The sequence below is a fragment of the Clostridium tertium genome (assembly GCF_017873245.1).
Classification (GTDB): Bacteria; Bacillota; Clostridia; order Clostridiales; family Clostridiaceae; genus Clostridium; species Clostridium tertium.
Genome location: NZ_JAGGJY010000002.1, coordinates 148,322 through 161,312, shown reverse-complemented (window position 1 = coordinate 161,312; position 12,991 = coordinate 148,322). Strand labels below are relative to the sequence as shown.

Below are 12,991 nucleotides of genomic sequence, written 5' to 3'. Positions count from 1 at the left end.
AGTTTAATTTATAGGAGGTATTACAATGAAAAATAAGCCTGATGATAGAAGTAATAATGTAGAAAGAATACAAGAAAATATCGATAATGTTTTAAAAAATATTGATTTAGCTAATGAAATGATTGACAAAACAGATGATACTAAAACAGTTGAGACTTTAGAAGAAAGAAATGAAAATAGAGAAAGAGCTCTAAAAGGACTTCGTAAGGAAATTAGAGATGAAAAAATAGCAAATGAAATTAAATCAGAATTGTTATCAAATGAAAATTCTTATAAATAACCAGCTTATATTTATAAGAATTTAAATCATCATAACTATAAAAAATTAAAAAGCCATACAAAAATGAAATATAAATTTTATTTAATGTTAATACTTAAGATAAAATTTATATTTAATTTTTTAGTATGGCTTTTGTTGTATTTTTATATGTTTTATTGATTTAGAGTAAAAGTACTTTAAGCATATTAGTACAATTAATGCAGTACAAATATCAATGATAAATAAGCTGTGTTTATATATAATAAGACTATACAGTAATTTAAAATCTGTGTGGGAGGAATAAAAATATGGAAAAGAATAAAATTATAATTAGAAAAGGAACAAATCAAGATGTTGATGCAATAGCTAATCTGATTTATTGTACAGAAGTTCATCCTGATTATGTTTGAGGGGGAGAATCTAAGCAGGAGAGTTTAGATAATTTAAAAACATTAATAAAAACAAAAGGATCCAGATATAGCACTGAATATATAACAGTAGCAGTAAAAGATAGCAAAGTATTAGGTGCAATGATATTAATACCCTATGATGAACTAGATAGATTAAGTATAAAAACTGACTTTAAGCAAATTAAAAAAATGGATGGCTTTAGTGAAAAGTTTTATTACTTAATTACAAGAGTTAAATATATGTTATTTAGAGAATGTAGAAGAGGAAATTTATATATAGCTAATATTGCTACTGACGAAAAAGCAAGAGGCCTTGGAATAGGTAAAAAACTAATGAAATATGCAGAGCAAGTTGCTAAAAAAGAAAAGTATGAAGGTATATCATTACTTGCAAAAGATGAAAAAGTAAGTAAATTCTACGAAAAATTAGATTACGATAAAGTATTTGATAAAGTACTTTTAGGTGAAAGAATAATAAAAATGGCGAAATGCTTTTAATATATAGATAAAGTTCCTTAGAGTTTCTCTAGGGAACTTTTTTGCTGTTAAGAAATATATAAAAATAATAGATTATTTAATAGATTTCTTAACAGTAAAATAAAGAGAGATAAATATATAATATTAATTATAGTAATCACTACTAGTGGGATTTATAGGTGGATTGCATACCCTTTAAATTTATTTTATTATATAGTGATGTAGATAATTTTTTAAAACTAGCAGAGGATGATTTAATAAATAGTGTATATATAGATAATGTTAAATTTTCAGTATTACAACGATAAAATACTCTTATTTTAAGAATCAAGAATATAACAATTGATATTCCTGATTCTTATTTCTATGGTAAAATCAAAATAAGAGTAAAGTTAGTGCAGATTTAGAAAAAGCATATTTAAGAAATGGAGAATGAAAAATGAATTATAGAGTATTTGGTGATAAAATTGTTTTAAGATTAGAAAAAGGTGAGGAAGTTATTGAATCTATTAAAAAAGTTTGTGAAGAGCAAAAAATAATAGCAGGTTCAATATCAGGGTTAGGAGCTACTAATCATGTAGTTGTAGGTTTATTTAAGCCAAATGAAAAGAAGTATTATTCAACTATTCATGAAGATGATTTCGAAATCACAAATATTACAGGAAATATATCAGAAATGAATGATGAGGTATATTTACATATACATGGAACATTTGCTAATTTAGAAGGAAGATGTATAGGTGGACATTTAAATAAAGCAATAATTAGTGCAACGGCAGAAATCATAATATATAGAATCAATGGATCTATAGGAAGAAAATTTGATGAAAATATAGGATTAAATCTTATAGAATTTTAACTATAATAGATTATTTAAAATATTAGACTAGACAAATTAAAAATCAAATGATAAATGAATTAGTAACTAAACTAAAGGGAGAATTCTTGATGGGGACATTATTAAATAGATTATTAATTATTTTAAATGATGGGAAAGAAAGTTCCACTTATTATCATATAGCTAATATATTACTTTGTAATTATGATTCTATACAAAATATGACTATATCAGAAGTAGCAGATTTATGTTTTGTATCAAAATCTACAATTTCAAAATTTACAAGACATATAGGATTTGATGATTTCCTTGAACTGAAGGCAGCAGCGTCCTATAGAAGTAACAAGTCTTCTAATTATTTAAACTATAATGATAATATAATTGGATTTATGGAAAATCATACAAAGGAAGAATATGTAGATACAATTATTAATGATTTGGAACTTATTAAATCAAATATAGATATGAATAAAATCGAAGAACTAGCAAAAGATTTAATTAAATATGATAAAGTAGCAGCTTTTGGACTTTTATATTCAGAATCAGCAGCTATGGATTTTCAAACAAAGCTTGCATATAATGGTAAATATATTATTTCTCATATGCATGATATTAAACAAGATGAATTTATTAAAAATGCTAAAGAAGATACATTAATTATTATATTCACTAATTCTGGTAATTATATAAAGAAGTATCAAATGATGCAAGGAAATATAAATAAAAATGTATTTAAGCAGACAAAAGCTAAAATAGTAGTGATAACTGCAAATAGGAATATGGAGAATCATCCTTATGTAGATTTGTGTATAGACTTTCAGCATAGTTCTGAAGTTCAAACACATGCTATATTGTATCAAGTTATTACAGATTTTATAACCTTTAAATACAAAAAGTTAAAGGAAAGAATTAATATATAAACTTTAGCATGGGTAATTTATTAATTATACCATGCTTTTTTTTATTTTTCTAAAGTTTCCAAAAATCGAAATTTTATAATGTAAAACTTTTCAATGCTATAATTTCAATATAAGGTGTAACCGGTGTCATCAAAGAACAAACTATATAGGAGGGATTATAATGGCAAAGAAAAACTATGATTCACTAGCAAAAGAAGTAGTTAAAAAAGTTGGTGGAGTAGAAAATATAAATAGTTTATTCCATTGTGTAACAAGATTAAGATTTAAGTTAAAAGATTCATCAAAAGCTGATAGAGAAGCAATCAAAGATATACAAGGTGTTTTATCTGTAGTAGAAGGAAATGGACAATTTCAAGTAGTTATAGGAAATCATGTTACAGATGTTTTTGATACGGTTTTGAAATTATTCCCGGAAATTAAGAGTGAAGCAATGAATACTAACGATGTAGAAGAAAAGCCTTCAGGAAATATATTAACTCGTATGTTTAATACGATGTCTTCTATATTTAATCCAATCATAATAGCACTTGCAGGTGCAGGTATGATAAAAGCATTACTTGTTATTTTAACAACTTATGGGTTCATGGATAATACAGGAAGTACTTATAAAATTTTAAGTGCTGCTGGAAATAGTGTGTTCTATTTCTTACCATTATTTTTAGCATTTAGTACTGCAAAAACATTTAAAGTAAATCAATTTATTGCAGTTGCTATTGTAGGAGCATTAATGGAGCCTAATTTTGCTGGACTTATGAAGGCGACAGGAGATGTAGTTGATTTCTTTGGGATTCCTGTTGTGCTTATGGGATATTCAGGTACAGTTATTCCAGCAATATTAACTATTTGGGTATATTCATACGTTGAAAAGTTCTTAAAGAAATTTATTCCTAAGAGTATAGAAATATTTACTTTATCAGCAGTTGCTTTATTAGTTATGGTACCGTTAGCAGTTATGGTTATAGGACCAATTGGAGTTACTTTAGGTAATGGAATGGGAGATTTAATTAATTTCTTAAGTGACAAGAGTGGATTAATAGCAGGTTTAGTAGTTGGAGCAGGTTGGACATTCCTTGTAATGATGGGTATTCACTGGGGAGTTGTGCCTATAATGATAAATAATATTGCAAATCAAGGTTATGATGTAATAAGACCAATGATTGCAGCTGCTACTTTTGCAAGCGCTGGTGTAGCTTTAGGTGTATTACTTCGTTCTAAGAAAAAAGAAACAAAAGCTTTTGCAGCATCAACTATGATTCCAGCTTTATTAGGTGGTATAACAGAGCCAATAGTATATGGTTTATCAGTAAAATATAAGAAACCTTTAATTGCTCAAACAATAGCAGGTGGTATAGCAGGAGCATTTATGGGAATGTTCCAAACTAAAGCTATAGTATATGTATTCCCAGCATTAACAACTTTACCAGCATTCTTTGGAGATACATTTGTAATTTATTTAATTGGTATAGCAATGGCATTTGGATTATCAGCAATTTTAACATATATTTTAGGATTTGAGGAAAGCGGAGCAAAGTCTAAAAAGAGTACATTAAAACCATCAGAAATAGCAGCTTGTGTTAAGGGGGAAATGATTCCATTAGAAGATGTAAAAGATCCTGTTTTTGCAAATAAAACAATGGGAGATGGAATAGCCTTTATACCAGAAAAAGGAGAAGTGACATCACCAGTTGATGGAACAATAGAAGTGGCATTTCCAACAGGACATGCGATAGGGTTAAAAAGTGATAATAATGATGAAATTTTAATCCATGTTGGTATTAATACAGTAGAGTTAAATGGAGAGTGTTTTAAGCTTTTAGTTAAGCAAGGAGAAAGAGTAACAAGAGGACAAAAATTAATAGAATTTGATTTAAATAAGATTAAAGAAAAAGGTTATGATACTACAACTATGCTTTTAATTACAGAATCAAATAATAAAACATTAAAAAAAGAAAATTATCGTAATGTAGAAAATGAAGATAAAGTTTTAGAACTAGTAGGTGAGGGGGCATAATAAAATGACATTTCCTAAAAACTTTTTATGGGGAGGAGCAATTGCAGCTAATCAAGCTGAAGGTGCTTATAATGAAGATGGCAAAGGCTTAAGCGTTGCAGACATACTACCAGTTGGAGCAGATAGATTTAAAAATGTAGAATTAGAAATTAATGAAAATAAATATTATCCTAGTCATGAAGCTATAGACTTTTACCACACCTATAAGGAGGATATTAGGGAATTATCCGAGCTAGGTATGAAGTGCTTTAGGACTTCTATAGCTTGGAGTCGTATATTCCCTAATGGAGATGATAAAGAGCCTAATGAAAAGGGATTAGAATTTTATGATAATTTATTTGATGAATTATTAAAGAATGGAATGGAGCCAGTTATAACAATTTCACATTTTGAAACACCTCTTAATTTAATAACTAAATATGGTGGATGGAAAAATAGAAAACTTATAGATTTTTATGTTAATTATTGTACTGTGATATTTAATAGATATAAGAATAAAGTTAAATATTGGATGACTTTTAATGAAATTAATCATGCTCATACATTACCACTTATAGCTGCAGCAATAGTAGTTAAAGAAGATGAAAATAAGCTTCAAGACATATATCAAGCAAGCCATAATATGCTTGTAGCAAGTGCGAAAGCTGTAATTATGGGACATGAAATTAATAAAGACTTCAAAATAGGATGTATGTTATCTCTATCTCCTATATATCCAGCTTCTTGTAAGCCTGAAGACGTGTTTGAATCCTATGAACTAAGAAGAAGATCATTATTTTATAGTGATATACAAATGCTTGGAGAATATCCTTCATATTTTAAGCGTATTACTAAAGAAAACAATATAAACATAGAAATGGAAGATGAAGATATAGAAATTCTTAAAAAGGGTGCTTGCGATTACTTAGGATTTAGCTATTATAGATCATCTTTACATGAAGCAGGGATGAAGATACTAGGTAATACAGGTGGATTATTAGGAAAGAAGAATCCTTACTTAAGTGAAACAAAGTGGGGATGGCCAATAGATCCATTGGGATTAAGATATGTATGTAATGAGTTAACAGACAGATATCATAAGCCTTTATTTATAGTTGAAAATGGCTTAGGTGCTATAGATGAAGTAACAGAAGATGGCAAGATACATGATGAAGAAAGAATGGAATATTTAAAGAAGCATGTAATAATGATGAATGAAGCAATAGAAGATGGAGCAGATATAATAGGATATACTTGGTGGGGCCCAATAGATATTGTTTCAGCAGGTACTGGAGAAATGAAAAAGAGATATGGTTTTGTTTATGTAGATAAAGATAATAACGGAAATGGAACTTTAAAACGTATAAAGAAGGATAGTTATAATTATTATAAGCAAATTATAGCTACAAATGGAGAAAATTTAGAAAGATAATGGAGGCAGTATTATATGAAAAAAATATTATCTTTTCCTGAAGGATTTTTATGGGGAGGAGCTATAGCAGCAAATCAAGCAGAAGGAGCATGGAATGTTGATGGTAAGGGTATGTCTGTAGCAGATGTAGCTATGTACAAGCCTGATATCGATATAAAAGATTATGTAAAACAATGGCATGTTGGGCTAGAAGATATAAAAAATGCAATGGAAGCTACAGAGGATACTTACTATCCAAAACGTAGGGGAATAGATTTTTATCATCATTATAAAGAAGATATAGCTTTATTTAAAGAAATGGGATTTAAAACTTTACGTGTATCTATAGCATGGACTCGTATTTTCCCAAATGGAAATGAAGACAAGCCAAATGAAAAGGGGCTATCGTTTTACGAGGACCTTTTTAAAGAACTAAGAAAAAATGATATAGAACCTTTAGTAACTTTATCACATTATGAAATGCCAATTTATTTAGTTAATAACTATGATGGATGGGTATCTAGAGAAGTTGTAGATATGTTTGTAAAATATGCAAAAGTATGTTTTGAAAGATATAAAGATTTAGTAAAATATTGGCTTACATTTAATGAAATAGATAGTGTTTTCCGTCACCCATTTACTACAGTTGGAGTAGTTGAAGAAAAGTATGCAAGTAAAAAAGAAGCAGAAGAAGCAATTTATCAAGCGCTGCACAATCAATTTGTAGCAAGTGCACTAGCAACTAAGTATTGTCATGAAATGATACCAGGTTCACAAGTAGGATGTATGGTAACTAAAACTTTAACATATCCTGAAACTTGTAATCCTGACGATATAATTTTAGCTCAAAGAGATAATAGAAATAACTTTGTTTATACTGATGTACAAGTATTAGGTAAATATCCTAGACATCTTCTAAATTACTTCAAAAAGAATAATATTAATTTGAAAATGATTGAGGGTGATGAAGCTATACTACAACAATATACAGTAGATTTTATTTCCTTTAGTTATTATATGTCTATGGTTCAAAGTATAAATGCAGCACAAAGAGAAAAAGTTGGTGGAAATTTAGTTACTGGAGTTAAAAACCCATACCTACCAACAAGTGAATGGGGATGGCAAGTAGATCCAAAGGGATTAAGGGTTTCTTTAATAGATTTATATGATAGATATCAAAAACCACTATGGATAGTTGAAAATGGAATTGGTGCTTATGATACAGTTGAAGAAGATGGCTCAATTAATGATGATTATAGAATAGAATACTTCAAAAAACATTTTGAGCAAATTGCTATAGCTATAGATGAAGGTGTAGAATGCATGGGATATACATCTTGGGCTTGTATAGATATTGTAAGTGCATCAACTTCACAAATGACAAAAAGATATGGATTTATTTATGTTGATGCAGATGATTTAGGAAATGGAACATATAAAAGAAGCAAAAAGAAAAGCTTTGAATGGTACAAAAATATTATAAAGAATAATAATATAGAAATAGAAGAGTAATTTTTAATATAGAAAAAACATCGTAGTTTAATTTAATTGCGATGTTTTTTCTATATTAAAGTATATAAATTTATGAATTATTGGAAAAATATATTGACTTTATTTTAACATGAGTGTATTATAAAAACATAATAGTAATGATAATCATTCTCAAATGTGGAGGGAGGATATATATGAAAATTATTTATTGGAGTGGTACAGGAAATACAGAAGCAATGGCAAATTTAATTTTAGAAGGTGTTAAAGAAGCTGGAGCAGTAGGAGAATTAATAAATATTTCAACTACTGATGTTGATTCAATAGCTAATGAAGAAGTAGTTGTTTTAGGTTGTCCTTGCATGGGAGACGAAGAATTAGAAGATGGAGAATTTTTACCTTTCTTAGAGTCAATAGAAGGAGATTTAAATGGTAAAAAGGTAGCTTTATTTGGCTCATATGGATGGGGATCTGGCGAATGGATGGAAAATTTCGAAGAGAAGATAAAAGATTTAGGAGCTAGTTTACCATTAGAGTCGTTAATAGTCAATTATACTCCAGAAGGTGAAGATGAAGAGAGATGCAGAGAGTATGGAAGGCAAATAGCTGCATTATAAGATAAGCTATAATTAAAAATAATTGTATATATTTAAAACTAATATATAAACATTTTTCTCATCAATTAAATTAATTTCAATAACCCCAAAATAAAGAATCCAAGTATAACTAGGATTCTTTATTTTTATAAATGGCTAATAAATATATAGATTTTATTATATTATTCTATATTAATAATTTTTATCTTTTAAATTAATTATTAACTATTATTATATTTTTATAAAGCATTAAAATTGTTGATATAATTTTTACTTTGAAGTATGAATTTTAATGGATGTATTTAATATTGGTAAATAGTGTTTATTAAGGGCTATAGGATATTCAGTATTTTTATATATAGATTCTTCAATTAAGTAATATTGCTTTTCAGAGGAAATTAAATGCCTTTTAGTTGCAAACTTTCCTGATGATGAAAACTTAATATCTAGAGAGCTGTGACTACATTTATTGTAAATATCATTTTCAATAAATTTAAGAAGACTATTAGTATCATTTAAATTTATATCAAAAGAGGATATAGTTTCTATGGGGATAATTGTATATGTATATGCAACTGCATTTCCATTACTCATATACCATCTATCAATATTCACTGCAGCAACAGTCTTTTTACCTAAGACTTCTACAAAGTAATCAGATGGAGGTTCTATATGAAAATCCATTTCTACATGATCAATTTTATCTTCTAATGATTTATATATAATATGGCCTAGTTTTTCAAGCCCAATCTTTTTATTTTTTTGATTTCTTATTATAAAGTTGCCTTTTCCTCGAATGTTTTTTATTAAGCCATCATCTTGTAATAATGATAAGGCTTGACGTAAAGTTGTTCTACTTACTCCTAGTTCCTTAGCTAAATCTGGTTCAGAAGGGAGTCTATAATTATCTGGAAGATCTTCTTCCTTTATCATTTTAAATAATGTATTGTACACTTCAACATATCTTAACTTTTTAGACTTTTTCATAATATCAGTATTAATCATAATAAAACCTCTCTTTATAAAAATAAACAAGTTAAATACAAGTTTATCTTTATCTATTATAATATAATTATAGAATAAATTATCAAATTTTTCTAATAAAATATCAATAAAATACACTGGTGAAAACGTTGACCAATGCAAGTGTATTGTAGTATTATAAATATATATAATAGACAAGTTTAAGACAAGTTTAATAATGTATTATATATTTAAATATGCTATAATTTATTTAATTAAGATTAAATAATTAAATTATAACAAATAATAAATAATATATTCTTTATAGTCTTAAAAAGAAGATTGGAAAGGAGTAATAACATGAAGAAATATAAAAGAATTTTTACTATTGTAATAGATTCATTAGGTGTTGGAGAAATGGAGGATGCAAAAGAGTATGGAGATGTAAATGTTGATACTCTTGGTCATATTGCAGAATCAGTAGAATCATTTAAAGTGCCTAATCTTGAAAAAATGGGAATTGCAAATTTACGTCCAGTAAAGCATTTAAAAGCTCAAGAAAAGCCATTAGGATATCAAATGAAAATGAGAGAAGCTAGTACAGGCAAAGATACTATGACAGGACACTGGGAAATCGCTGGCTTACACATTACTAAGCCATTCCAAACTTTTACTGATACAGGATTTCCTAAGGAGTTATTAGATGAGTTAATTAAAAGAACAGGTCATAATATAGTAGGAAATAAAAGTGCTAGTGGAACAGAAATATTAGATGAGTTTGGTGAACATCAAATGAAAACTGGAGATATGATTGTATATACTTCAGCGGATTCAGTATTACAAATATGTGGACATGAAGAAACATTTGGATTAGAAGAGTTATACAGATGTTGTGAAATTGCAAGAGAAATTACCTTAAAAGATGAATGGAAAGTTGGTAGAATAATTGCAAGACCATATGTTGGAGAAAGAAAAGGCGAGTTTAAGAGAACAAGCAATAGACATGACTACGCATTAAAGCCATATGGAAGAACAGTATTAAATGAGTTAAAAGACAGTAATTATGATGTTATTTCCGTAGGAAAAATAAATGATATATTTGATGGTGAAGGAATTACAGAATCACATAAATCAAAAAGCTCAGTTCATGGAATGGAACAAACATTAGAAATAATGGATAAGGATTTTGAAGGATTATGCTTTGTAAACCTAGTTGATTTTGATTCACTATGGGGACACAGAAGAAATCCACAAGGATATGCAGAAGAGTTAGAAAAGTTTGATGTTAGTCTAGGTAAAGTTTTAGAAAAACTTAAAGAAGATGATTTATTAATTATAACTGCAGACCATGGAAATGACCCAACATATATTGGATCAGACCATACAAGAGAACATGTACCATTCTTAGCTTACTCACCTTCAATGAAAGGAAATGGAGTATTAGAAACTTGTGATAGTTTTGCAGCAATAGGGGCAACAATAGCTGATAATTTTGATGTTGAAATGTCTGAAGGTACTATTGGAGAATCTGTTTTATCAAAGTTAAACTAGTTTAAATAAAGTTAATAAGATTTTTTTATATAAAAGTTTTATAATTATTAAACACATTTATTAAAAACAAACTATTACTATTAAGATTTTATAGTAGTAGTTTGTTTTTATTAAATTATTCTCTTATTAAAATTTTTTCTACTTCTGCAATATATAAAGTATGATAATCTTTTTCAGGATAAAATTGTTTATTAATATTTTTGTCTATAAAGCATTGAGGATCTAGTTCTTGAGCATATAACTTTTTACAGATAATTGTAAGCTTTGATTCTTCAAAAGCAGGAGTAGTATCGATATAAGTAACTGTTAAATTAGTTTTAGAAAGCTTATCTTCATTTCTTCCAGAAACTGTTCCTAAATAGCTTAAATCCTTTTTGTAACTTTTATCAAAGAATGTAAGTGAAAATGTAGAAGAAGCATCTATAAATTCTTTAGTAAATCTTTGAGGTCTTACAACTATAGAAACTACATTTTTTCCCCACATAATACCAAAGTTACCCCATGAAGCAGTCATTGTATTAATTTTATTTTCTTTTTCTGCTGTAATAAGCATCCAGTCATGACCAATTAATTTAAATGCACTTTCATTTAAATCTTCAGGTTTAATTTCTCTAAAATTACTCATAATATGTTCCCCCGTATTAAACTTATTAAAAAAATATATTATATACATTATTATACATATATACATAGAAATTGTATGTACTATAAATTAAAATATTAAGAGATATAATACTATTTATTGAAAGGATAGTGTGACCTATACTAGTGCTTAACAAAATGTTATTGTTATGAAGAAAAAGTTGGATTAGTAATATTAGAAGTAATAGAAAAGAGAGTAATATATAAATTTTACTCTCCATCTATTGAATATGAAATATGTAATGTGGACTTTTAATAAGAAAAATTAATTTAATTATTTTCCCATAAGACATCTTGAGGCATTACTTCAAGGATAGTATTAAGTATTTCTATAATATTTTCTTTTTTTACATTAGAAGAAGATAAAAGTTGCTTATACTTTTTACTTCCCCTTTGTCCTTGGAATAGGCTTTGAAGTGGGGCAATTAAAGAATGAATACTATTGCCTTTTTCAATTTCTTCTATAACATATGGAGTATAAGACTTTATAATTTCTCCTCTTGAAATAGCTTTTGTATTTTGATTATTTTCATAAAGTTTATGGAAGTTAGCCAAAAGATAACAATCTTCATATGAAGCTCTTCCTATCATTACTCCATCTACCTTAGTAAGAGCGTCCCTAATTGAATCTAATGTTTTAAAGCCACCGTTAATTTCTATATTTAAATGACTAAATTCTTGTTTCAATCTATAAACCATATCATAATCAAGTGGTGGAATTTCTCTATTATCTTTTGGGCTTAAGCCCTTTAATATAGCAGAACGTGCATGAATTGTATATCTATCAGGCTTAGCTTTAGATACAACATCTAAAAACTCTAATAAATCTTCATATCCGATCATTATAATTTTACTTTTTTCATCTTCTATAACACCAGTTCCATCTATTCCTATTCTATGCTTTATAGTAATAGGTTTAGTAGTTGCTTCTTTCATAGCACATAGGATTTCATAAACTAATTCTTTAGAAGACATTAGAGCTGCTCCCATTAAATTACCAGAAACTCTATCAGACGGACAACCACAATTTAAATTGACTTCGTTATAATTATAATCATTGGCTAATTTAACAGCTTTATAAGCATCTTCAGGATTAGAAGCTGCAATTTGCAGTGCAACAGGGCCTTCTTCTTCCCTAAAGTAAAGTATCTTATCTCTATCACCATTGATAATTGCTTGAGCTGTAACCATTTCTGTATAAAGTAGAGCATCTTTAGTTAAAAGTCTTGAAAAATATCTAAAATGCCTATGGGATTTGTCTACCATAGGGGCAATACTAATCTTAGGAGTTTTTATATTTGAAATATATTTTTCCATCATTCGTTTCCTTTCGTAGTTGTATTAAATTGCGAAGCAATTTATTAGTGAAAAGTTAGGAGTGAAAGAGTGAAAAGCTTAGGATATTTTGCTACGCAAAATTTAATCTATAAGTGCAAAACATCTTTT

Annotated in this window: 12 protein-coding genes; 9 read left to right on the top strand and 3 right to left on the bottom strand. The window is 27.8% G+C overall.

All coding sequences use genetic code 11. From position 1 onward, the window contains the following. The first annotated feature begins 25 nt into the window (after positions 1 to 25). The 8 genes from J2Z25_RS03765 to J2Z25_RS03730 all read left to right on the top strand — a co-directional run bounded on the left by J2Z25_RS03765 (position 26) and on the right by J2Z25_RS03730 (position 8,410). The gene (locus J2Z25_RS03765) at positions 26 to 280 is read left to right on the top strand and encodes a small acid-soluble spore protein Tlp (RefSeq protein ID WP_008679954.1); all 255 of its coding nucleotides are present in this window, start codon (positions 26 to 28) and stop codon (positions 278 to 280) included. A gap of 434 nt (positions 281 to 714) precedes the next feature. Beyond that, the gene (locus J2Z25_RS03760; RefSeq protein WP_209738909.1) at positions 715 to 1,167 is read left to right on the top strand and encodes a GNAT family N-acetyltransferase; all 453 of its coding nucleotides are present in this window, start codon (positions 715 to 717) and stop codon (positions 1,165 to 1,167) included. Between the two features lie 418 nt (positions 1,168 to 1,585). Next, positions 1,586 to 2,005, top strand: a complete 420-nt coding sequence (locus tag J2Z25_RS03755; protein WP_209738450.1) for a PPC domain-containing DNA-binding protein — start codon at positions 1,586 to 1,588, stop codon at positions 2,003 to 2,005. 89 nt (positions 2,006 to 2,094) lie between these two features. Then, a complete protein-coding gene (locus tag J2Z25_RS03750) occupies positions 2,095 to 2,904 on the top strand; it encodes a MurR/RpiR family transcriptional regulator (RefSeq protein ID WP_008679952.1) in 810 nt (269 codons plus the stop codon). 160 nt (positions 2,905 to 3,064) lie between these two features. After that, positions 3,065 to 4,915: a beta-glucoside-specific PTS transporter subunit IIABC gene (locus tag J2Z25_RS03745; RefSeq protein ID WP_209738448.1), complete on the top strand. Its 1,851-nt coding sequence runs from the start codon at positions 3,065 to 3,067 to the stop codon at positions 4,913 to 4,915. 4 nt (positions 4,916 to 4,919) lie between these two features. Beyond that, on the top strand, positions 4,920 to 6,326 hold the full coding sequence (locus tag J2Z25_RS03740) for a glycoside hydrolase family 1 protein (protein ID WP_209738446.1): 1,407 nt from the start codon (positions 4,920 to 4,922) through the stop codon (positions 6,324 to 6,326). A 15-nt stretch (positions 6,327 to 6,341) separates the two neighbouring features. Further along, on the top strand, positions 6,342 to 7,817 hold the full coding sequence (locus J2Z25_RS03735; protein WP_209738443.1) for a glycoside hydrolase family 1 protein: 1,476 nt from the start codon (positions 6,342 to 6,344) through the stop codon (positions 7,815 to 7,817). Positions 7,818 to 7,990: 173 nt separating this feature from the next. Beyond that, positions 7,991 to 8,410, top strand: coding sequence for a flavodoxin (locus J2Z25_RS03730; RefSeq protein ID WP_008679948.1), 420 nt, complete (start codon positions 7,991 to 7,993; stop codon positions 8,408 to 8,410). 249 nt (positions 8,411 to 8,659) lie between these two features. Here J2Z25_RS03730 and J2Z25_RS03725 read toward each other — a convergent pair whose 3' ends face one another. After that, positions 8,660 to 9,394, bottom strand: coding sequence for a GntR family transcriptional regulator (locus J2Z25_RS03725; RefSeq protein ID WP_209738441.1), 735 nt, complete (start codon positions 9,392 to 9,394; stop codon positions 8,660 to 8,662). 318 nt (positions 9,395 to 9,712) lie between these two features. On the opposite strand from J2Z25_RS03725, the gene J2Z25_RS03720 reads away from it, so the two are divergent. After that, positions 9,713 to 10,903, top strand: a complete 1,191-nt coding sequence (locus J2Z25_RS03720; protein WP_008679947.1) for a phosphopentomutase — start codon at positions 9,713 to 9,715, stop codon at positions 10,901 to 10,903. A 115-nt stretch (positions 10,904 to 11,018) separates the two neighbouring features. Here J2Z25_RS03720 and J2Z25_RS03715 read toward each other — a convergent pair whose 3' ends face one another. Together J2Z25_RS03715 and dusA are read right to left on the bottom strand one after the other, a co-directional pair. Beyond that, a complete protein-coding gene (locus J2Z25_RS03715; protein WP_209738439.1) occupies positions 11,019 to 11,528 on the bottom strand; it encodes a flavin reductase in 510 nt (169 codons plus the stop codon). 287 nt (positions 11,529 to 11,815) lie between these two features. Continuing rightward, positions 11,816 to 12,862 carry a tRNA dihydrouridine(20/20a) synthase DusA gene (gene dusA, locus J2Z25_RS03710; protein ID WP_245173054.1) on the bottom strand — a complete coding sequence of 349 codons (1,047 nt, stop codon included), beginning with the start codon at positions 12,860 to 12,862 and terminating at the stop codon, positions 11,816 to 11,818. Positions 12,863 to 12,991: the final 129 nt, after the last annotated feature.

Coding starts and splice junctions, on each gene's coding strand:
- J2Z25_RS03720 (WP_008679947.1), top strand. CDS start 9,713: ATGAAGAAATATAAAAGAATTTTTACTATTGTAATAGATTCATTAGGT.
- J2Z25_RS03765 (WP_008679954.1), top strand. CDS start 26: ATGAAAAATAAGCCTGATGATAGAAGTAATAATGTAGAAAGAATACAA.
- J2Z25_RS03730 (WP_008679948.1), top strand. CDS start 7,991: ATGAAAATTATTTATTGGAGTGGTACAGGAAATACAGAAGCAATGGCA.
- J2Z25_RS03745 (WP_209738448.1), top strand. CDS start 3,065: ATGGCAAAGAAAAACTATGATTCACTAGCAAAAGAAGTAGTTAAAAAA.
- J2Z25_RS03735 (WP_209738443.1), top strand. CDS start 6,342: ATGAAAAAAATATTATCTTTTCCTGAAGGATTTTTATGGGGAGGAGCT.
- J2Z25_RS03755 (WP_209738450.1), top strand. CDS start 1,586: ATGAATTATAGAGTATTTGGTGATAAAATTGTTTTAAGATTAGAAAAA.
- J2Z25_RS03740 (WP_209738446.1), top strand. CDS start 4,920: ATGACATTTCCTAAAAACTTTTTATGGGGAGGAGCAATTGCAGCTAAT.
- J2Z25_RS03715 (WP_209738439.1), bottom strand. CDS start 11,528: ATGAGTAATTTTAGAGAAATTAAACCTGAAGATTTAAATGAAAGTGCA.
- dusA (WP_245173054.1), bottom strand. CDS start 12,862: ATGGAAAAATATATTTCAAATATAAAAACTCCTAAGATTAGTATTGCC.
- J2Z25_RS03725 (WP_209738441.1), bottom strand. CDS start 9,394: ATGATTAATACTGATATTATGAAAAAGTCTAAAAAGTTAAGATATGTT.
- J2Z25_RS03750 (WP_008679952.1), top strand. CDS start 2,095: ATGGGGACATTATTAAATAGATTATTAATTATTTTAAATGATGGGAAA.